Raw genomic sequence first — 20,700 nt, 5'->3', positions numbered from 1 at the left:
GGCCTCCCGGATCACCGAGCGATTCGGCCGCTCCCCGCGGTGGCCCGCACGGGTCGGCCGCCCTCCGCCGTGGCCGGTGGTCCCACCAGCTCCCGGGTGAGTGCGGCGGGGCCGGGGCCGGTGAAGTCGCGGGCGCCGTGCAGCCAGGCGACCTTCGCGTACAGGTCCTCTTCCGACAGGGACCGCAGCAGCGCGTCGCGGGACCGGGCCAGGGCGCCGCTCGGGTGGTACAGCCGGTCGCCCATCTCCCGCGCCAGGAGCTGGGTGCTGCCCGCCCGGCTCCAGCGGGCGTCCCGGTAGGCCGCGAGGAGTCCGGGCACCGCGCCGGGACCGGCCGAGTCGAGCAGGCCGCCGAGGACCACCGCGTCCTCCAGGGCCTGGCAGGCGCCCTGAGCGGCGTACTGCAGCATGGGGTGGGCGGCGTCGCCCAGCAGGGCGACCCGGCCGTCGGTCCACGTGGCGACCGGGTCACGGTCGCACAGCACCCACTCCCGCCACGCGTCGGCCAGGGCCGCCACGTTCCGCGCGAGCGGGTGCAGTCCGTCGAGGCGGTCCAGGACGTGCTCGCGCGGGACCGGCCGGCCGCTGACCAGCTCCCGGGCGCCGTCGTCCACGGTCAGCGCCACGTTGAGGTGCCGGCCGCCGTCGATCAGATAGTGGACGAGATGGCGTCCCGTCCCCGCCCACAGGGTCACCGTGTTCCACCGCAGGTGCTCGGGGACCCGCGCGACGGGGACCAGGGCCCGGTGGATGGTGTGTCCGGAGGGCTTCGGCGGGCCGTCGCCCACCAGCCGTGCCCGGACGGCCGACCACAGCCCGTCGGCCCCGACGAGGAGGTCCCCGCGGAAGGCACGGCCGTCCGCGGTACGGACCGTGACGTCCCCCGGCCCCTGGGTGTAGTCGGCCACGGACGCGCCGGTCACCAGCGTCACCGCGGGCGCCGCCCGGCAGGCGGCGAGCAGCGGGCCGTACAGATCGCGTCGCCCCACCACCGCGTAACCGCCGCGGAACCGGCGCCGGTACTCACCGCTCAGCGGGAGACCGGCCAGGAGTTCCCCGGTCGCGCCGTCCACCAGCCGCAGCGCCTCGACGTGCACCCCGCGGGCCCGGACCGCGGGCCCGACACCGAGCCGGTCCAGGGCGAGGAACCCGTTCGGCGCGATCTGGATGCCCGCGCCGATCTCGGTGAGTTCCCGCCGCCGCTCCAGGACGGTGACCCGGTGTCCGCCCCGGGCCAGGGCGAGCGCGCACGCGAGACCACCGATGCCGCCGCCCGCGACGAGCGCGTGAACCATGGCGTGTCCTTTCCTGCCGGGGTGCGGGTGGGTGGTGGGTAGGGGCGCCGGTGCCGCTCGGGTCACGGGGGCAGCAGCCCGGCGAGGACGGAGGTGAGGACGCGGGGCCCGTCCCGGGTCAGGACGGATTCGGGGTGGAACTGGAGCGAGGCGAAACGGGCGCCCTGCAGGGCGTGCACCTCGCCGCTGGCGGGATCACGCGCGACCCGGACGGGCCCGAGGCGGGGATGGTGCAGCAGGTCCCGCTCGCAGCGGGCCTCGAACGTGTTGTAGAACCCGACGTGCTCGCGCCGGCCGAACAGGCTGATCTCCCGACGGGTGCCCTGGTTCGGCACATCGCGGCGCACCAGGTCCAGACCCAGGCGGATGCTCAGCAACTGGTGACTGAGGCATACGGCGAGGAAGGGCCGGTCGTGGGCCACGAGCCGGTCCAGGAGGGCCCGGAGCCGGGCGATCTTCGGGTCCGTGAGCCGGCGCGGGTCCCCGGGGCCGGGACCCGGCACCACGAGATCCCAGCCGTCGAGACCCCACGCGTCGAGCCCCGGACCGGGACGCCCGCCGCCGGGCTGCCCGGCGGACTGCGCCCGGCCGCCGTCCGGCTCACCCAGCTCGTCCCAGCGGCGGATCGTCACCTCGGCGCCCAGCGCGCCCAGCTGGTGGCCCAGCATGGCGGTGAAGGTGTCCTCGCCGTCCACCAGCAGGATCCGCGGAGCGGCCCGGCCGGGGCGGGCGGGCGTGCCCCGCCGTTCGGGCTCGGCGAGCCAGAACCCGGCGAGGGCGTCGTTGCGGGCGGCCAGCGCGGCCCGTACGTCGGGGTGTCCGGCGAACCGGCCCGGCGCGCCCCCGCCGAGCGCCGCGAGCAGCCCGGCCGCCTTGGCGCGGGTCTCGCGCGCCTCCGTGTCCGGGTCCGAGTGCCGGACCAGGGTGGCGCCGACACCGATGCTCAGCCGCGCCTCCTCCGGGGTGGCACCCGACCCGCCGCGGATGTCGGCCGTACGGATCAGGATGGCCGAGTCCAGGCTGTGCCGGCCGGACGGCTCCCGGCCGATCAGCGCCAGCACTCCGCTGTAGTAGCCCCGGCCGGCGCTCTCGTGACGGACGATCACCTCCGCCGCGCTCTCCACCGGTGACCCCGTGACGGTCGGCGCGAACAGCGTCTCGCGCAGGACCTCGCGCACGTCGAGGTCGCAACGGCCGCGGATCAGGTACTCCGTGTGCGAGAGGCGGGCCATCTCCTTCAGGTACGGGCCCAGCAGCTGCCCGCCGTCCGGGCAGATCCGCGCCATGGTCTTCAGCTCCTCGTCCACGACCATGGCGAGTTCGTCCGTCTCCTTGCGGTCCGCCAGGAACGACAGCACCCCGTCGAGGGTGGGGCCGCCGACCGGATGGCAGTACGTCCCGCTGACCGGGTTCATGACGGCGGTGCCGTCCTCGACGCTGATGTGCCGCTCGGGTGTCGCGCCGATCAGCCAGCGGCCCGGCGTGTGCACGAGGAAGGTCCAGTAGGCGCCGTTCTCGCGCCGCAGCAGCCGGTGGAAGAAGGACAGGGCGCCCGCCCGGGTGAAGTCCGGCAGCCGGCTGGTGAACGTGCGCCTGACGACGAAGTTCGCACCCGCCCCCCGCCCGATCTCCTCGGCCACCACCCGGCGCACCGCCTGCGCGTACTCCCGGTCGGGCGGATCGAAGTCGCGCTGGTCCGACTTGACCGGCTCGTCGGGGAGGCGCCGCAGGGCCTCCGCGACGGGCAGCTCCTGCCGCTCGGCGACCGGCATCCCGATCAGCGCCTCGCCGTCGTCGCGCACGGCGTGGCCGCGCTCGGCCAGTTGCCGGTACGGCACGACGACGAGCACCTCCCCGGGGCCGCCCCCGGCACCCTCCGGGTCCTGGGGCAGCGGCAGATCGCCGAGGCGCGCGTACGGGGCCGCCGACCCGAGCAGCACCTCCACCGTGCCCGGCGCGCTCTGCGGCCGGTGCAGCAGGGCGAACGCGGGGGCGGAACCGTCCAGGACGCGGGCCAGCGCGTCCGGCGCGCCCCCGCGGCGCGGCCCCGCGTCCGGGCGGCGCGCGCTCACCGCAGCGCCTCCGCCACGGACACGGCCGCCGGCCGCTGGCCATCGTGCACTGCGGCTGTCTCGGTGGCGGACACGGCCGCCGGGCCGCGACCGCCGTGACCTGCGGCCGCCTCCGCCGCGGACTCCGCCACCGCGCCGCTACCGCCGCGGCCCGCGGCCGCCAGCGTCTCGCACACCGTGTCCGTGGTGACGACCGCGGCACAGCGGGCCGCGGCGTAGGCCAGCGCCCCCCGGTGGTGGGCGGCGGAGAAGTCGGCCACGGCGTCGGCCACGAGGAAGGGCCGGATGTCGTGGCTGAAGGCGTCCACCGCCGTCGCGAGGACGCCGACATGGGCGTACACCCCGCAGACGACGAGCTGGTCACGGCCGGCCGCGCGCATCCGGTCCAGCAGATCGGTGCGGTGGAACGCGCTGTAGCGCCACTTGACCAGCTGCCAGTCGTCCGGCCCGGGCGCCAGGGGAGCGACGATCCGGCGGTGCTCGGGGCGGGTGCGCATGCCCGGCCCCCAGAAGTCGGCGAGCAGCCCCCGCTCCGCCGGGGACATCCCGCCGGGCTGCGCGGTGTACGCCACGGGGACACCCAGGGCGGCGCACTGCCGGCGGAGCCGGGCCGCGTTGCGGACCAGGCCGGTCACGGGATCGGTGCCGGGCGGGAACGCGGCGAGGAAGAACTCCTGCATGTCGTGGACGAGGAGCACGGCGCGTGCCGGGTCGACCCGCCAGTCGACGACGGGGGCCGGCAGCTCGCCGGGCTCGGGGAGCCGGTGCGGTGCAATGGGAGGTATACCGGCCATGCCGGAACGGTCCTTTCGTGCGAGCGGGCTCGGCGGGCGGCCGGCGCGCGCGGCGTGGGGATCAGACGCCGAGGGTGGCGCCGCCGTCGACGGTGAGGTTGTGCAGCGTGATGTGCCCCGCTTCCTCGGACAGCAGGAACCGGACGGCCAGGGCGACGTCCGCCGGCTGCGCGACCTTGCCCAGCGGGATGCCGACCCGGTAGGCGCCGGGGTCACCGGCCACCGAGGCGTCCGCCGCCGCGCCGGCGGGGTGCATGCCGTGCAGCATCGGCGTGTCCGTGGAGCCGGGCGCGACCACGTTGCAGCGGACGCCGTACGGGGCGACCTCCAGCCCGAGGCACTTGGTGAAGGCGACCGCCGCGGCCTTGGAGGCGGCGTAGGCGGCCATCCCCGCGCGGGCGGTGCCGGCGGCGTTGGAGGCAACGGTGACCAGGGCACCCCGGCGGCGCGTCACCATCCGGTCGACGACCGTGCGGGACACGTGGAACACGCCCGTGGCGTTGACGGCGAGCGTGTCCGACCAGTCCCCGACGGACAGCGACAGGGCCTGCGCGATCCTGAGCACGCCCGCCGCGTTCACCACCCGCTCGATCGGGCCCTCGCTCTCCTCCACCGCGTCGACCAGGGCGGTCACCTCGGCGGCGCGGGTGACGTCGGCGTGCCGTCCGTGGACGGCGAGTCCGTCGGCCCGCAGGGAGGCGACGAGGCCGGCGAGCCGGGCCCGGTCGGCGTCCACGGCCACGACCGTGTCCCCGCACTCGGCGAGCAGCCGGGTGACGGCGGCGCCGATCCCGCCGGCCGCGCCCGTCACCAGGGCGACCCCGGCGCTCATCGGACCCGCTCCGCACGCCGGGCGGCCAGCCGGGCCGCGGCGGCCACCGGGGTGAGCACGGCCCGCACCGCGCGGGCGAGGGTGGGGGCGACCGTGCGAATACGGCGGATGGCGACCGGGGGACCGCCGGGTTGCAGGACACGCCGGACGGACTCCGCCGCGGCCAGACCCGACCGCACCGCGCTCTCCATGCCGGCCACACCCGGCGGGGCGGCACAGAAGTCCCCGGCGATGTGCAGGTTGGCGAGCGCGGTCCCGGCGTGCGGGCGCAGCCGGTGGTGGCCGGGTCCGGGGGCGTAGAACGGGGCGGTGGTGTGGCGCTGGAGGCAGACGTGCTCGATGTCCTCGGGGGTGAGCGCCGGGAGGTAGTCGCGCAGTTCCTCGACGAGGACCTCGACGGCCTTCTCGTCGGACAGATGGGCCAGTCGGGAGACCCGGCCGACCACGCAGTCGAGGACGGACGAGCGGCCCTCGTCCCAGGCCCGGCCGACGTCGACGAGGGTGATGGCGTGCGGCGAGCCGACCAGCCGCATGTGCTCCTCGGGCAGACCGGGAAGCCGGCGCCGCAGCCACAGGTGCAGGGCGCCCAGGGGGCGGGACGTGAGACCGAGCACCCCGTCGGCGGGACGCAGCGCCGCGGTGACGGCCGGTCCGAGGGCGGCGAGACGGCCGTGCGGGACGGCCAGGACCACATGGCCGGCGACCTCCTCGTGGACGGTGACGCGCTCGCCGTCGCCGCGCGTGCGGCGCAGCGTCAGACCGGTCAGCCGGTCGCCGGTCACGGTGACGTCCACCAGCTCGGTGCCGGTGCCGATCTCCACCCCGGCCGCCTCCAGCCGGTGGCGGAACGGCCCGATGAACCAGGTGTGCAGGTCACCGCGGGGCATCCGGACCCGGCCCGGATGCCGGGCGAACGCGGCGACACTGCCGCGGAACCCGGCCGCGGAGACGGCGGTGCTCTCCGCCGCGCTCGACGCCACGAACAGGTGCTCGATGTCGGCGGTCGCGGCCCGGGTGAGGTACCACCGGTCGCCGAGGAAGTCGTGCAGTGACCGGTCCTCGTGGCCGAACCGCTGCGCGAGCAGGTCCACCACGCCGTACAGCAGGAGCAGCCGGTCGGCGAGGGACGGCCCGGCCGGGCGCACCCGGGTGCCGTCGGCACTGGGCAGCAGCTGGGTGAACTCGCGTGTCTCGCGCAGGTTTCCGGCGATCCCCAGCTCGTCCACGAGCCGCAGCGTGTTGCGGTACCAGGCGGGGAAGATGTGTACGCCGTGGTCCTCGAGGCGGCCGTCGACGACCCGGGCGCCGGCCATGCCTCCGAGTTCCTCCGCCGCCTCCAGCAGCCGCACCCGCATGCCGCGGGAGCGCAGGGTCCAGGCGGTGGTCATGCCGGCCAGGCCGCCGCCGATCACGGTCACGTCGTTCATCGCGCACCCGTCCCTTCGGCGTCGTCATGGGCGTCGTCATGGGCGGCGGTGCCAAAGCCGGTTGCGCCTGCGGCGCGGGCCGTCCACGCGGCCATGGCCATGGCGGGGTAGATCAGCCGGAGCAGGCTGTCGCGCCAGTACAGGCCGTCGTGATGGACCACCCAGGTGTGCTGCGGCTCGTCCCAGTCGCCGTCCTCGCGCTGGGTACGGACCAGATACTCCAGCCCGCGCCGGACCGCCGGGGCGTCGGTGTGCCCGGCCGCGACCAGCGCGAGCAGCGCCCACCCGGTCTGCGAGGGGGTGCTCTCGCCGCGCCCGACCCAGTCGGGGTCGCTCAGGGCGCGGATGTCCTCGCCCCAGCCGCCGTCGGGCTGCTGGTGGGCGGTGATCCAGTCGCAGGCCCGGACCACCGCGGGGTCGGAGCCGGGGACGCCGCAGGCGGTGAGTCCGGTGACGGCGGCGCTGGTTCCGTGCAGGTGGTAGCAGGCCCACCAGCCGGGCCAGGACCCGTCGGCCCGCTGGGTGCGGCGCAGCCAGGCGATGCCCCGGCGGGCGGCGGGCGTGTCCGCCCGCCCGTCGAGCCCGAGCGCTTCCAGGACGTGCCCGGTGATGTCGGCGGAGGGCGCCTCCAGGAAGCCGATACGGGCCAGGGCGTCACGGCCGGGCAGGTTCCAGCGCAGCGGCTCGAAGGCGGCCCAGCCGCCGTCCGCGCACTGCTGGGACTCCATCCAGCGCACGGCCTTGGCGATGGCCTGGTCCACGGTGGGGTCGGCGCCGCGCGGATGGAGCCGGCGCAGCGCGGCGACGGCCCAGGAGGTGTCGTCGCAGTCGGGGTTGGCGTTGTTGGTGAACTCGTACGGCCAGCCGCCCGGTTCGGGGTTCTCGGTGAGCACCGCCCAGTCGCCCGGCTCGGTGACCTGGTGGTCCAGCAGCCAGCGGACGGCCGGCCCGGTGGCGGACTCCGCGGCGGGCCCGCCCGCCATGACGGTGGCCGTCAGGGCCAGCGCGGTGTCCATGACCACGGAGGTCCACATCTCGATGCGGCGGTGCCCGCGCGCGTCCCGCTCCACCACGTACCGGTCCAGGCCGGCCAGCGCCGCCCGCACGACGGGGTGGTCGCGGCCCAGTCCGATGGCGTCGAGGCCCATGACCACGTTGGCGGTCTGCGGCCAGTTGCCGCCCCAGCTGCCGTCCGTCTCCTGGGTGCGCTCCAGCCAGCTCGCGGCCTTGTCCAGGGCGCGGCGGCGCAGGAACCCGACCGGGTGGCGACCGTACCAGTGGCTGAGCGTGGTCGCGGCGCGGACCGCGCGGGAGCGGGGGAGCCGGCGGCGGGTCCGCGGGTCGGCGAACAGCTCCCGGATGTCGAAACCGGCCGGGACCACGGGACGCGTCGCCATGAAGAGGCTGTTGGCGACCACGATGCCGCGCGCGGCGGCGCCGAACTGGAAGATGTTGCCGGGGAAACGGCTGGGCAGCAGCACGATCTCGGCCGGGACGAGCGGGATGTCCCGCCACGGCCACAGCCCGATGACGGCCAGCCAGGCCAGCATGAGCAGGTTGTCGACGGACTCGACGCCGCCGAGCCGCCGGACGGCCGCGGCGGCGGCGAGCAGTTCGGGTTCGTCCTTGTCGTGTCCGGCCAGGCGCAGGGCGACGTAACAGAAGACGGAGAGCAGCAGTTCGTCGGGCCCGCCGTGGTACGAGGCCCAGCCGCCGGCCGGGGACTGCTCGGCGAGGATGGTCCGGGCCGCCTCGGCCCGCCGGCCGTCGTCGGGCAGCCGCAGGAAGTGGTGCAGGATGACCTCGCCGGACTCGCCGATCAGGCTGGTCTCGAATTCCCCCTTCCAGTGACCGGAGGGGTCCTGGCGGTCGCGCAGCGCGGCGGCGGCCAGGGCCAGGGAGCGCGTGACGGACGCCGGGAGCGCGTCGGCGGCGTCCGCGGTGGTTCCGGCGGGGTCGATGGCCTCGGTGGTCATGCCCGGCTGCCTTTCGTCGGGGGGTGGTCGAAGGAGGGGACGGGTGCCGTGCGTTGCAGGTCCTCGCGCCGGGCGCGGGCGGCCACGATGTGCAGCTGACGTACGTACATGAAGACGGCGAAGCTCACGCACAGGGCGAGCGCCGGGGCGCCGACGATGTACGCCCAGACGTGCCGGATCCCCCAGCGGCGGGACTCGGTCACCATCCACACGCCCAGGCCGGCCCAGATCAGGAAGAGGTCGGCGTAGACGAAGCGGCCGGCGAGGGTGTCCAGGGAGTCGTCGAGAAAGTTCCCGACGAGTCCGAGCGGTCCGGCGTCGGCGTTGCGGACGACGAAGGTGACCGCCATGGCTCCCATGACGAGGAAGCCGCCGAGGGCGAACAGGGCGTGGAACAGGCACAGCGACCGGTCGCGGCCGCGCAGTTCAGAGAAGGTCGGCACGGTCGTCTCCCGCCCGTCGGAACCGGTAGTCGTCGAGGTCGAAGGTGCGGGCCCGGCGCCCCGCGGTGCGGGTGCTGGCGGGCCGGACGGCCGGGGCGTCCCCGTGCTCGTCGAGGTAGTAGCTGTTGGTGCCCCGGCAGCTGGGGTCGAGGAAGACGGTGTCGCCCTGGCGGCGCAGGGTCCGCCGGAAGGACCGGTCGTGGCGGGCCGGGCGGACGGCGGCCTCGGTGGCCCCGCGGCGCCGGGCCTCGCCGATGACCCGCAGGATGTGGGTCAGCTGGTAGTCGATCATCCCGAACCAGGAGCCGCCGGTGAACGAGTACGGGCCCACGATGAACCACAGGTTCGGATAGCCCTTCACGGCCGTGCCCTCGTACGTCTGGAAGCGCTCGGTGCGCCAGAACTCCCGCAGGTCCCGGCCGCCCGTTCCGTGCGTGGGGAAGGGCGGCAGGTTGTCCAGGACGTGGAAGCCGGTGGCCAGCACCAGCACGTCCAGGTCGTGATGGACGCCGTCGGCCGTGCGCACGCCGCTCTCGGTGACCTCCGTGACGGACTCGGTGACCAGCTCGACGTTCGGGCGGGTGAACGCACGCCAGTAGCCGCTGCCGAACGACGGCCGCTTGCAGCCCAGCCGGTAACGGGGTGTCAGCCGGCGGACGAGATCCCGGTCGCCGCGCACCTGACGGCGCAGGTACAGACGGGACACCGCCTCGCCCGCCCGCACCAGGAAGGGGAACCTGCGGTAGTGGATCATGGCGAGGACGAAGCTCAGCTCGGTGACGGCGTCGGTGGCCCGGCTGATCGACCGCTGGGTCCACGGGGCGGCGGCGAAGACGCGGCGCACCACCCGGGGGATGGGTACGTCCGGCTTGGGGAACACCCAGATCGGGGTGCGCTGGAACACGTCGAGCCGTGCGGCCTCGGGCGCGAGCCGAGGCACCAGCTGGACCGCGGAGGCTCCCGTGCCGATCACCCCGACCCGCCGCCCGGCCGTCTCGACCCGAGGGTCCCAGCGCGCGGTGTGCACGACCGGGCCCCGGAACCGGTCCAGGCCGGGCAGGTCCGGCGTCTTCGGCTTGGTGAGCCAGCCGGTGGCGCACACCACGAACCGGGCCGTGAGCGTGGCACCGCCGGCGAACCGCACCCGCCAGAGGTGGGCGGTCTCGTCCCAGTCGGCCCGGGTCACCCGCGCGCCCGTCCGCAGCCGCGCCCGCAGGCCGTAGGTGTCGACGCAGTGGTCCGCGTACGCCTTCAGCTCGGCTCCGGGCGGGAAGGCCCGCGACCAGTGCGGGTAGGGCTCGAAGGCGAAGGAGTAGGAGAAGGACGTGATGTCGACGGCGATGCCGGGATACCGGTTGGCGTGCCAGCTCCCGCCGACGTCGTCCTGCTCGTCGACGACCAGGAAGTCCGTCACGCCCGCCTTTTGCAGCGCGATGGCGGTGCCGATGCCGGCGAAGCCCGCCCCGATGACCAGGACCTCGTGGTCCGGGGCGAGGGCCGGGGTGGCGGGGTCTTGGCCGCCCTCGGGGGCGTGGTTCGGCAGGACGTCGCTCTCCGAGGCACCGCTCTCGGGGGCGTGGTTCGGCAGGACGCCGCGGGCGGGGGCGGCCCGGTGGCCGGCGGCCGAGGGTCCGGCGGACCGCCGCGCGGCGCTCACAGCGACACCCCGGCGGTGAGCAGGGCACCGAACACCAGCAGCAGCAGGCAGGTGTGCTCCAGTACGGGGATCAGGTCCCGGCCGCGTGCGCCGCGCACCACCCGGGCCACGGGCAGCACGGCGAACGGAAGCGCGCCCACGACCAGCCAGGCCCAGGACCGTACGGGGAGCAGCGCGGCGGCGGACGCGAACGCGGCGGCCACCGTGGCGGTGTAGTACACGCGGGTACGCCGGTCGCCCAGCCGCACCGCCACGGTGATCTTGCCACTGGCGGCGTCGGTCGGCAGGTCCCGCAGGTTGTTCGTGGTGAGCAGGGCCACGGAGAGCAGGCCCACCGGCAGGGACGCGGTCACCGCCGTCGCCGGGATCTCGCCGCACTGGATGAAGACCGTCGCGCACACCGCGATCACCCCGTGGAAGAGGAAGATGCCGAGGTCGCCGAGCCCTCGATAGCCGTACGGGCGGCGGCCGCCGGTGTAGTACCAGCCGCCCAGGGCGCAGACGACGGCCAGGGCGAGCAGCCACCACGAGACGGTCGCGCCGAGCACCACGCCGCTCACGCCGCCGATGCCGTACAGGACCACGCCGGAGCGGAAGACCCACCGCGGCGCGGCCTGGCCCGAGGCCACCAGGCGGGTCGGACCGACCCGGCCCTCGTCCACCCCGCGGACCCCGTCGCTGTAGTCGTTGAAGAAGTTGGTGCCGAGCACGAAGCCCAGGGCGAACAGAACGGTCAGAACCGAACGCCACAAGGAGACGGGCCCCAGGGAGGCGGCCACGCCGGTGCCGACGGCGATCGGGGCGGCGGTCACGGGCAGCGTCTTCGGCCGCGCCCCGACGATCCACGTGCGGACCGAGGGGCGCGCGCCGGCCGGCCGGGGCCGGGAGGCGGGGCGCGCGGTCGCGGGCTGACTGGTCACGATTTCCTTCCGGCTGCGAGGAAGAGGACGGCGGTGGAGGACGTGGGCACCATGCGGACGTCGGCGCGGCGGCCCAGCAGGTAGCCGAACCCGTCGCGGAGGCCGGGCCGCAGGCCGGTCAGCCGCAGCGGCACCCCGTGGTCACGGGCGACCTGGACCAGGCGGGCCCGGTCGACGAACAGCCGGTGGTCGTGGGTGCCGCGCTCCGGCCGCCCCGGCAGCGGCAGGTTCTCGGCGAGCGTGATCGCGACGAACCGGGCCATCCGGGTGTTCGCGACGGTGTCGACGACGAGCGTGCCGCCGGGGCGCAGGACCCGGCACAGCTCGGCGGTGACCGCGTACGGGTCCGGAACGTGTTCCAGGCACTGCCCGGCGGTGACCACGTCGAAGGAGGCGTCGGCGAAGGGAAGCCGGGAGATGTCGGCGCGCACCACGCTGTCGAAGCCGTGCCGCAGCGCCTCCCGCAGGGACAGCGCGGACAGGTCCACGCCGTGCACCCGGTACCCCAGCTCCTTCAGGTACGGGCCGAACAGCCCGCCGCCGCAGGCCACATCGAGCGCCTGGCCGCCGCCCGGCCCCGCCGGGGGCACGAAGCGGGCGCGGGCCCGGGCGATCCAGCCCAGCGGGGCGAGGGGGCCGCGGGGGTCCCACCAGCGGTCGGCGAGAACGTCGTAGTCGGAGATGAACTGTGCTCGCAGCGCCGTCATGATCGCCTTCCGGTGCGGTGCGGTGCGGTGCGGTGCGGTGCGGTGCGGTGCGGTGCGGTGCGATGCGGTGCGCGTGGGTGACGGGTCGGGCGGACCGGGGTCCGGACAGGGTCCGAACGAGGACTGGCCGGCCGGGGCCACCGGACGGGGATCAGGTGCGGGCCATCGCCTCGAAGGCGTCCGGGGCGGTGACCGCGGGGTCCGGGAGCGCGGCGGTGACCACCGGGTCCGGGACGGTGGCGCTGACAGTCGCCGCGTCGAGCACCCGCAGAGCCGGATGCTGGGCGGCGAACGTGCCGACCAGGGAACGGAGTTGCTGCCGGATCGCGGGGGCGCGACCGGCGAACGCGGCATGGGACTCGACCGCCCGCAGGGCATCCGCCATGTGCCGTCGGGCCACCTCCGCTGCGCGGCCCACGGCTCCGCATTCCCACACCACCGCGATCAGTTCACGGCATGCCTCGGGTGTCGGTGGACCGTCGTCCAGAAGAGGCAGAAGACGCTCGGGACGGGCCCGGATCGCATCGATCACCGGAAGGGTGTAGACGCCGTTGGCGATATCCTGCCCCGGCTGTTTACCGGTGCCCTGACCGGTGATGTCGAGAATGTCGTCCCAGATCTGGAACGCCATGCCGAGTCTTTCCCCGAAATACTCCAGGACCGCCGCGCTCTCGTCTTTCGCGCCGGGCGCCAATGCCCCGGTGGTGCACGCGGCTTTCAGCAGTCGGGCGGTCTTTCCCGCGATGGCGTCGAAGTAGTCCTCTTCGGTGCGCCGCGGATCGAACAATTGACGCGTCTCGATCATCTGGCCCGCGCATATGTCGATCAGCGTCTGCGCCATCTCGCTCAGCCGGTCCGCGCCCAGCGAGGCGGCTATGTGCATACAGCGGGCCAGCAGGTAATCGCCGCCGAGCAGCGCCAGGGAGTCCCCGTACCGCGCGTTGACGGTGGGCCGGCCGCGGCGCAGCGGCGCCCGGTCGATCACGTCGTCGTGGAACAACGTGGCCAGATGCAGGATCTCCACCGCCGCCGCGCCGTCGATCACCCGCTGCGAGGTGACGCCCGGCCGCTCCTCCAGCAGATACGAGGAGAGCAGGGCCAGGGCCGGCCGCAGCATCCGGCCGGAACGCTCCAGTCCGTGCGCGACGGGCGGACGGATCCTTCGGTCCGGCGGCAGGGCGAGGGCGCGCATCCGTTCCCGGACGCGTTCCAGATCCGTTCGGAGCCGATTTCCCACCGTCGTCGCGGAATCGAGTTCCGGCGACGAGGGCGGGGATCCGTTCTCAATCGGAGCAGAAGTCTCCGTCATCCGTACTTCCTCCCTCCGTGATCCCAGGCGGGACCGAGACGAGGATAGGAGCAGGCACCTGCAATATCGCCTGAACAACGGTCCAGGCATGGTGGAGGAGAGGTGCACCGGCACGGGAATGCGCCGAATATTCCGCAACACCGGCGAGTTCGGCCCGGATGGCGGAAAAGGACGGTGGACGCCTTGTGCGGCGGTCCCTAGAGTGAGTTGCTCCGAGCGCCGTGCCGAACCCTTTCGCTCCGAGCGTGCTCGCCGGTTCCCATGCTGTGCGGTCGCACTGCCGACTCCCGCCGACCGGCTCCGCCCCGTGAGCGCGCCCGCCGTCGCCGCCCGGTTACCCGTCCGCGCCCTGCCCGGCCGGTGCGATGCCCGCCCGGCGCGCCATCACCCGACCACGCACCCCGGTGCCGCCGTTCGGCCCCGTCTCCCTGTGTCTCCCCGAGGAGGAACGATCACCGTGCCGACCCCGCAGCGAGTGTCCACCATCCCGGTGGCGCCCGGCGCGCTGCCCGTCCTGGGCCACCTGCCCGCCTTCCTGCGCGACCCGCTCGCCTTCCTGCGCACCCTGCCCGCCCACGGTTCCCTGGTGACGGTCCGGCTCGGGTCCGTGCCCGTCGTCCTGGTCTGCGATCCCGAGCTGGTCCGCACGATGCTCGTCCACGACCGGGTCTTCGACAAGGGCGGCCCGCTCTTCGACCGGCTGCGCGAGGCCGGCGGCCAGGGCCTCGCCACCTGCCCCGCCCACGAGCACCGCCGGCAGCGCCGGCTCGTCCAGCCGGCGTTCCGCGCCGGCAGGTTCCCGGACTACGCGCGGATCATGAGCGAGCGCATGGACACGATCATCAGCGGCTGGCGGGCCGGACAGACCCTCGACGTCACCACCGCCGTCCGCGGCATCGCCGCCGACATCGTGGTCTCCGCGATCTTCGGCTCCCGGCTCGACCCGGCCGACCACCACCGCCTGGTCACGGACTTCGACACCCTGCTGGCCGGTTTCAGCATGCACACCCTGCTGCCCAGAGCCCTGCGCGGTATCCGCACACCCGGCAACGTCCGCTACCTGGAGGCCACCGACCGGGTCCGCCGGACCATGACCCGGCTGACCGCCGAGTACCGGCGACGCGGCACCCCCGACGGCGAGACCAACCTGCTGTCCCTGCTGATGGCCGCCCGCGACCCCGACAGCGACGCCCCCGCCCTGTCGGACGACGAACTGGTCGACCAGGCCGTCACCATGTACTCCGCCGGGACGGAGACCACCGCCGGCGCCATCAGCTGGGCCCTGTACCTGGCCGACGCCCACCCCGAGGTGCGCGCCCGGCTCACAGAGGAGGCCCGCACCGTGCTGGCCGGGCGCGCGGCCGACTGGGACGACGTGCCGCGGCTGCCGTACACCCGGCAGGTGCTCCTGGAGGCGATCCGGATGTACCCGCCGGGCTGGTTCCTCACCCGGCGCACGGAGACCGACACCCACCTGGGCCGGCACGCCGTCCACCAGGGCACCACCATCGCCTACAGCCCGTACCTCATCGGACGCCTGCCCGGACTGTACGAGCGCCCGGACCACTTCGACCCCGACCGCTGGCGAACGCAGGACGGCCGCAAACCCCGCGTCCCCGCCACCGTGTTCGGCGGCGGCGCCCGCAAGTGCGTGGGCGACGAGTTCTCCCTGTTGGAGGGGACGCTCCTGCTGTCGACCGTCGTCGCCCGCTGGGACATGGAACTCGACCGCGACACCGTCACGGTCCCCAAGATCCCCCAACTCACCCTCTCGCCAGGACGGTTGCGGGCCACCCTGCGGACTCCGGCCCGCCGGCCGGTCGCCGGCTGACACGGCACCACCACGGGCTCACGGACTCCTCGTGCCGCTCAACGGAGCGGCACGAGGAGTCCGGCGTCCGTCAGACCCGTGAAGGCGACGCTGACCCGGGAGCGACCCGACACGACCGCTCGGCTCAACATCCCGCAATAGCGCACCGGTTCGCGCCCGGACTCACCGTCCCGCCCACCCGGCCAGGCTCCGCAGCGCCGCCACGCGTCCGCGGTCAGGCACCGTCCACAGCGCCGGGCCCCGCACGCCCCACCGCTCCAGCAGCGCGTCGGCGGCCAGCAGCCCGGTCGTCGCCGCGCGTTCCATCAGCGCCACCGGCAGGTCGCTGCGCACCAGGTCGCCGGCCACCACCAGCCCGGGATCCGGGGTACGGACCGTCGGCCGGTCGGCGTAGCCGTCCACCGGGAACAGCGGACAGTCGTCGTGCCACACATGGCGGACGTCGACGACCGAGGCCGCTCGCGTCTCCGGGTACACCCGGTGCAGTTGTTCGATCAGCAGCTTCTCCTCGACGTCCCGGGTCGCCTCAGGCCGTACCGCGTACGCGTGCAGCTCCACGACCGAGCCCCCGGTGCGCGCGGCCCAGCGGGCCGCCTGGTCCTCCCAGCGCTCCAGCACGCTGACGTTGTCGAGGGTGCCGAATCCGCTGGTGCCGAGGAAGCCCGGCCGGTCGGCGGCGACGGGCCGGTCGAGCCACAGCCGGCTGACCAGGAACGGCGGGGCGGTGCGCAGCCGCCCGATCCGCTCGCGCCACGGGCCGTCGCCCAGCCGCCCGGAGCGGGCGACGAGCGAGCGCAGCCCCGCCGCGTCCAGGGCCAGTACGACGGTGTCGTGGCGCCGTTCCTCCCGGTCGGTGGCCACCTCGTAGCCGCCGTCCGGCCGCGGGGTGACCGCCTCGACGGGCGTACCGGTGCGCACCTCGGCCCCGTGCCGTCCCAGATAGGCGGCCAGCGGCTCCCACAGCGCGGCCGGGAACGGGGAGCGGGGCACGTCGAACAGCAGGCCCTCGGCGGACCCGAGGAAATAGATGTGGAACATCAGCGCCATCTCCGCCGCGGACAGGTGCCGCGGGTCGGCGAAGAAGCTCCGGGAGAACACCTCGAACGCCAGGTGGCGGGCGCTCGCGGGGAACCGCACGGCGTCCAGGAAGTCGTACGCGCTGGTGCCGTCGAGGCGTTCGTACACCTCCGGGACGCGGACGTCGAGCAGCGGCAGCGCCGCGACCGGGTCCATGGCCCGCAGGTCCCGCAGGCGGAACGAGGGGCTGAGCGCGACGAAACCGAGCGCGCTCCACGGCGGGGTGCGCGGGACGTGCCGGAAACCGTCGCGCAGTCCGCCGGCGTGCAGCAGCGGGTAGTCCGGCAGCGCGGTGAGCCGCTCAAGGCCCGGATCCGTACGGCGCAGCAGCCCCCGCAGGTTGTAGTACTGGCGGAAGAAGGCGTGGAAGCCCCGGCTCATCGTCACCGGGCTGCCGTCGCGCAGCCGGGTGGGCCAGCCGCCGACCCGGCCGCCGAGGTACGGCTGCCGTTCGTACAGCGTGACGGCCACCCCGCGCTCGGCGAGCGCGGTCGCGGCGGCGAGCCCGGCGATCCCGCCGCCGACCACGGCGGTGGTGACACGGACGCCCTCGACGCGCGGGCTTCCCGGCCGGGCGGGCAGCACGCGGGCCCTGCGGTCCCGGCCCCTGCGGGCGTTGCCGGCGCGGTCCGTGCGGGTGCCGCTCATCGCGCCTCCCGCGGGCCGGTGTCCGCCCGGCGGGCCACGAACGTGTGGGCGATGCCCGTCTGCCAGCCCGGCAGCGGCAGGGCCCGCACCCGGTCGAAGCCGACCGCGCGCAGCCGGTCCGCGAAGCGCGGGGCGGTGTCGAACTCCGCGACGCTGCGCCACAGGTGGCGGTAGAGCGCGGCGTCCCCGAGGAGGCCCGCGACGGGCTGGACGACACCGCGGCACACCAGCGTCCACACCGAGCGGTCCACGCGGCGCCCGCCGAGCGTGTACTCGTGCACGCCCAGCCGTCCCCCCGGCCGCAGCAGCCCGCGCACGGTGGCCAGCACGGCGTCGGGGTCGGTGACGTTGCGGAAGAGGTAGGCCGCGAACACGGCGTCGAACGGTCCGCGCACCCCGGCCCGCGCCAGCCGTTCCACGGGCGCGTGCACGAAGGTCACCTCCCGCGCCCAGGGCTTGGCGGCGGCCCGTGCCAGCATGCCGGACGAGGCGTCCACGGCCGTGATGTCCGCGCCCGGCAGCACGGAGCGCAGGGCGGCGGTCGAGGCACCGGTGCCGCAGCCGAGGTCCAGCAGGCGCAGTCCCGTGCCGTGCCCGGGCAGGCAGAGCCGGCGCACCGAGCGGCGCAGGTGCGCGTGGTAGCCGGGGTTGACGGCCACCAGCGCGTCGTAGGTGCGGGAGGCGTGGTCGAAGGCGGCGGCGAGATCCTCGTCGCGCAGCAGGCTCATGCGGACTCCGTCGGGGGAAGGGGCGGGCGGGCAGGGCGGGAAGGGCGGTCGGGGGAGGGCGGATCAGTCGAAGGGGCGACGCGGCAGCCAGAACAGCTCCGCCGCGGAACGCAGCATCGGCCCGGCCGGGGTGCGCAGGCCGACGGAGAGGTCCTCGTGCAGCCGGGTGCGGCCGTCGAGGAAACGCAGCAGCCGCTCCATGGGGACGCGCGCGAACAGTCTGGAGAACAGGGCCGGGCCGTCGACGCGGCCGCTGTCCAGGGCCCGCAGCAGGACGGCGTCCATGGCCCGCGCCCGCGCGGAGTGCGGGACGGGCGGCACCGGCCGCCGCCCGCGGCGCAGGGCCGCGGCGACGGCCCGGGTCTGGCGCTGCACACCGGCGAAGGTGTAGCCGGAGGCGGGCCGGGTGGCGCCACCGGCGGCACCGATGCGGAACACCGACGCGCCCACCTGACGGGGCATCGGCGCGTCCGTCATCGGGATGACCCCCGTCTCCGTCGCGACGATGCGCGCCTCGCCGAGCCGCAGCACCTCGTCGGCGTACTGCCGCACCGCCGACTCGTAACCGTCCCGCGTGAGGGTGCGCGGCGAGAACTCGGTGTACTCCACCAGCGCCTCGTGCGGGCCGAGCGGCAGGACGTAACCGAAGGACAGGCCGTCGGCCGGCTGCGGCGTGCGGAAGTCCATCAGCTCCACGGCGCGGGCGTCGAAGACCGGCCGGGCCGTGCGGACGAACCAGCCGTGGAAGTGCTGCAGCAGGGTGGTCCGCGCGGCCGGCAGACTGCCGGGCGGGCGGGAGTCGAACACCCAGCGGGCGCGCACCACCTCGGTGCCGCCGCCGGCGGTCCGCACCCGGACGTGGGCACCCCCCGGCACGTCCTCCACGGTCTCGGCGGTCGCCTCCAGCCGCCGTACGTTCGGACTGCGCGCCAGGTCCCGCCCGACCAGGTACGCGAAGTCGTCGGAACGGAGCATCTTGTAGCGCAGCGGGGTGATGTCCCCCTCGACCGGGGCGCCCGTGGGCGGACGCACCCGCAGCCGCCGCCAGTCGGCGCTCAGCGCCGCGTCGAACCGGCCACGGCCCGACTCCCAGAAGCACCAGGTGCGCGGCGGCGGCCGCAGCGGCCCCGGCGGCGCGTCCACCAGCAGCACGGAGGGCGTCCGGGCGCCCGGCACGTGCCCGGCCAGCCGGTGGGCGAGGGACAGCCCCGCGGCGCCCGCCCCCAGGACGGCGACGTCCGTCTCCAGCACGCCGGTCTCCTCCGTTCCGCTCGCTGTGCGCGTTCCCGCCTCCACCGTCACTTCCCGCATCCGGGCCCTGATGGATGCGTGGCGGGCGAGGACACGGCCGACACGCCACCCCGCAGGGCACGCGGCGCCGCCGAACGGAGGCATGGACAGGGAGCCGTACGGCCGGAACGGGCACGTCTGTGCCGCATCCGCAGCCGCCGCCCGGGCGGAAGGACGTGGGTGACGGAGCAACGACGAGCACGACGAGAGGAACCGGGATGCGCCCCACACAGGCGAAGGGTCACCACGCGGCCCCGCCGCCGCCCGTGCCACGCCTGGTCGCCCCGCCGGGATCCCCCGTCCGGACGCGGCCGGACGCCACGGCAACGGCCGTTGGGGCCGGCGTGTCCTTCCTGGACAGCGCGGGGGAGACCGGAAGGGCGGGGGACGCCGGAAGGGCGGGGGACGCCGTCGACGCGGGAGAAGCCAACGGCGGGGGAGAAGCCAACGGCGCGGGGGACGCGGGTCGTACGGGAAGCGCACCCGCACCGGACCCGGCCGCCGTCGACGCGGACGTGTCCGCCGCCGTCGCCCGGACGCTCGACCGCGTGCTGGCCGACCGCCTCGCCCGTGCCCGCGCCGCCGACCCGCTGTTCGCGAAGGACCTGGCCGAACGGGTGGCGCGCTTCACCCTGGAGGGCGGCAAACGGACCCGGGCCCGGCTGCTCTGGTGGTCCCTGCGCGCGTGCGGCGCGTCCGACCCGGCAACCACCGAGGCCGGGGTGCGGATCGGCGCCGCGCTCGAACTGCTGCAGACCTGCGCCCTCGTCCACGACGACGTCATGGACGGCGCGGTGCGGCGCCGTGGACGGCTCGCCCTGCACGTGGACGTACGCGCCCAGTACGCCGGCCGAGCGGCGCCCGCCCGGGTCGGCCGCCTGGGGGAGTGCGCCGCGATCCTGGCCGGCGACCTGGCGCTCGTCTGGGCCGACGACCTGGTGGCCGAGACCCCGCTGCCCGCGTGGACCGCGACCGCGGTGCGCCGCCTGTGGAGCGACATGCGCACGGAGATGGTCGCCGGCCAGTACCTGGACGTCCACGGGCAGGCCACGGCGGCACGGTCCCTGCCACGGGCACTGCGCGCCGCCTGCCTGAAGAGCGCCCTGTACTCGGTGGAACGGCCGCTCGCCCTGGGCGCCGCCCTCGCGGGCGCGGACGACACCACACTGCTCGCCCTGTGCTCGGCCGGCCGGCGGATCGGCATGGCGTTCCAGCTGCGGGACGACCTGAACGACGTCTTCGGCGACCCGCTGCGCACCGGCAAGCCCGGCGGCGGGGACATCCGCGAGGGCAAGGCGACCTACCTGACCGCCCTCGCCCGGGCCCGCGCCGAGGCCACCGGGGACCACGCCGCCCTGGCCGTGCTCGAACGGTCCCTGGGAAACGCGGAGCTGACCCCGGCAGGCCTCGACGAGGTGCGGGAGGTCCTCGTCGCGACGGGCGCCCGGGCCGCGGTCGAAACCAAGATCACCCGGCTCGTCGCCCAGGGCCTGCGCCACTTCGACCGCGCCTTCCTGGAGCCGCGGAGCGCCCACCGGCTGCGGAGTCTGCTGCGCTCGGCGGCCGACGGGACGCCCTCAGACGCGCCGCCCGCCGCGCCCGCCGCGCCCAACGCGCCCGCGCCCGAAGACGCCGCACCCTCGCCCGCCCCGCTCCGGCCGCCCGCCCCCGCCCCCACCCCCGGCCCCGCCCCC

The 20,700-nt window shown here is 75.3% G+C and carries 16 protein-coding genes; 2 read left to right on the top strand and 14 right to left on the bottom strand.

The features are described from left to right. Nucleotides 1-11 precede the first annotated feature (11 nt). The 11 genes from G7Z13_RS00630 to G7Z13_RS00580 all read right to left on the bottom strand — a co-directional run bounded on the left by G7Z13_RS00630 (nt 12) and on the right by G7Z13_RS00580 (nt 13,432). On the bottom strand, nt 12-1,295 hold the full coding sequence (locus tag G7Z13_RS00630; RefSeq protein ID WP_165995063.1) for an FAD-dependent monooxygenase: 1,284 nt from the start codon (nt 1,293-1,295) through the stop codon (nt 12-14). Between the two features lie 62 nt (nt 1,296-1,357). Next, a complete protein-coding gene (locus G7Z13_RS00625; protein ID WP_165995058.1) occupies nt 1,358-3,367 on the bottom strand; it encodes an anthranilate synthase family protein in 2,010 nt (669 codons plus the stop codon). Beyond that, nucleotides 3,364-4,161 (bottom strand): isochorismatase family protein, encoded by a 798-nt coding sequence (locus tag G7Z13_RS00620; RefSeq protein WP_165995056.1) that lies wholly within the window; start codon nt 4,159-4,161, stop codon nt 3,364-3,366. The genes G7Z13_RS00625 and G7Z13_RS00620 overlap by 4 nt, the downstream gene beginning before the upstream one ends. Nucleotides 4,162-4,222: 61 nt before the next feature. Next, nucleotides 4,223-4,993 (bottom strand): 2,3-dihydro-2,3-dihydroxybenzoate dehydrogenase, encoded by a 771-nt coding sequence (locus G7Z13_RS00615; protein WP_165995054.1) that lies wholly within the window; start codon nt 4,991-4,993, stop codon nt 4,223-4,225. Further along, nucleotides 4,990-6,420: an FAD-dependent oxidoreductase gene (locus G7Z13_RS00610; RefSeq protein WP_165995052.1), complete on the bottom strand. Its 1,431-nt coding sequence runs from the start codon at nt 6,418-6,420 to the stop codon at nt 4,990-4,992. Before G7Z13_RS00610 ends, G7Z13_RS00615 begins: the two co-directional genes overlap by 4 nt. Then, complete coding sequence (gene shc, locus G7Z13_RS00605) at nt 6,417-8,396, bottom strand: squalene--hopene cyclase (RefSeq protein ID WP_165995050.1); 1,980 nt, start codon at nt 8,394-8,396, stop codon at nt 6,417-6,419. Before shc ends, G7Z13_RS00610 begins: the two co-directional genes overlap by 4 nt. Beyond that, nucleotides 8,393-8,839, bottom strand: a complete 447-nt coding sequence (locus G7Z13_RS00600; protein WP_240926063.1) for a DUF2834 domain-containing protein — start codon at nt 8,837-8,839, stop codon at nt 8,393-8,395. The genes shc and G7Z13_RS00600 overlap by 4 nt, the downstream gene beginning before the upstream one ends. Next, on the bottom strand, nt 8,823-10,496 hold the full coding sequence (locus tag G7Z13_RS00595; RefSeq protein WP_240926062.1) for an NAD(P)/FAD-dependent oxidoreductase: 1,674 nt from the start codon (nt 10,494-10,496) through the stop codon (nt 8,823-8,825). Before G7Z13_RS00595 ends, G7Z13_RS00600 begins: the two co-directional genes overlap by 17 nt. Further along, complete coding sequence (locus tag G7Z13_RS00590) at nt 10,493-11,416, bottom strand: 1,4-dihydroxy-2-naphthoate polyprenyltransferase (protein WP_165995048.1); 924 nt, start codon at nt 11,414-11,416, stop codon at nt 10,493-10,495. The genes G7Z13_RS00595 and G7Z13_RS00590 overlap by 4 nt, the downstream gene beginning before the upstream one ends. After that, complete coding sequence (locus G7Z13_RS00585) at nt 11,413-12,123, bottom strand: methyltransferase domain-containing protein (RefSeq protein ID WP_165995046.1); 711 nt, start codon at nt 12,121-12,123, stop codon at nt 11,413-11,415. Before G7Z13_RS00585 ends, G7Z13_RS00590 begins: the two co-directional genes overlap by 4 nt. A gap of 151 nt (nt 12,124-12,274) precedes the next feature. Further along, a complete protein-coding gene (locus G7Z13_RS00580; protein ID WP_165995044.1) occupies nt 12,275-13,432 on the bottom strand; it encodes a polyprenyl synthetase family protein in 1,158 nt (385 codons plus the stop codon). A 457-nt stretch (nt 13,433-13,889) separates the two neighbouring features. Here G7Z13_RS00580 and G7Z13_RS00575 point away from each other — a divergent pair, with 457 nt between their 5' ends. Further along, entirely contained in the window at nt 13,890-15,263 is a 1,374-nt protein-coding gene (locus G7Z13_RS00575) for a cytochrome P450 (protein ID WP_240926061.1), read from the top strand. 162 nt (nt 15,264-15,425) lie between these two features. Here the strand turns inward: G7Z13_RS00575 and G7Z13_RS00570 are convergent, their stop codons facing one another. The 3 genes from G7Z13_RS00570 to G7Z13_RS00560 form a co-directional block, all read right to left on the bottom strand. Further along, nucleotides 15,426-16,988 (bottom strand): FAD-dependent oxidoreductase, encoded by a 1,563-nt coding sequence (locus tag G7Z13_RS00570; RefSeq protein WP_165995042.1) that lies wholly within the window; start codon nt 16,986-16,988, stop codon nt 15,426-15,428. Continuing rightward, complete coding sequence (locus G7Z13_RS00565; RefSeq protein WP_165995040.1) at nt 16,985-17,716, bottom strand: class I SAM-dependent methyltransferase; 732 nt, start codon at nt 17,714-17,716, stop codon at nt 16,985-16,987. Before G7Z13_RS00565 ends, G7Z13_RS00570 begins: the two co-directional genes overlap by 4 nt. Before the next feature lie 63 nt (nt 17,717-17,779). Beyond that, nucleotides 17,780-18,967 (bottom strand): lycopene cyclase family protein, encoded by a 1,188-nt coding sequence (locus tag G7Z13_RS00560; protein ID WP_240926060.1) that lies wholly within the window; start codon nt 18,965-18,967, stop codon nt 17,780-17,782. A 554-nt stretch (nt 18,968-19,521) separates the two neighbouring features. Between G7Z13_RS00560 and G7Z13_RS00555 the strand changes: the two genes are divergently transcribed. Next, nucleotides 19,522-20,700: polyprenyl synthetase family protein (locus G7Z13_RS00555; protein ID WP_240926445.1), on the top strand; the 1,179-nt coding region annotated here is incomplete at its 3' end.

The sequence above is a fragment of the Streptomyces sp. JB150 genome (genome assembly GCF_011193355.1).
Taxonomy (GTDB): Bacteria; Actinomycetota; Actinomycetes; order Streptomycetales; family Streptomycetaceae; genus Streptomyces.
The sequence above is the reverse complement of the archived record's forward strand: the minus strand, read 5'-3'. Positions and strand labels throughout refer to the sequence as shown.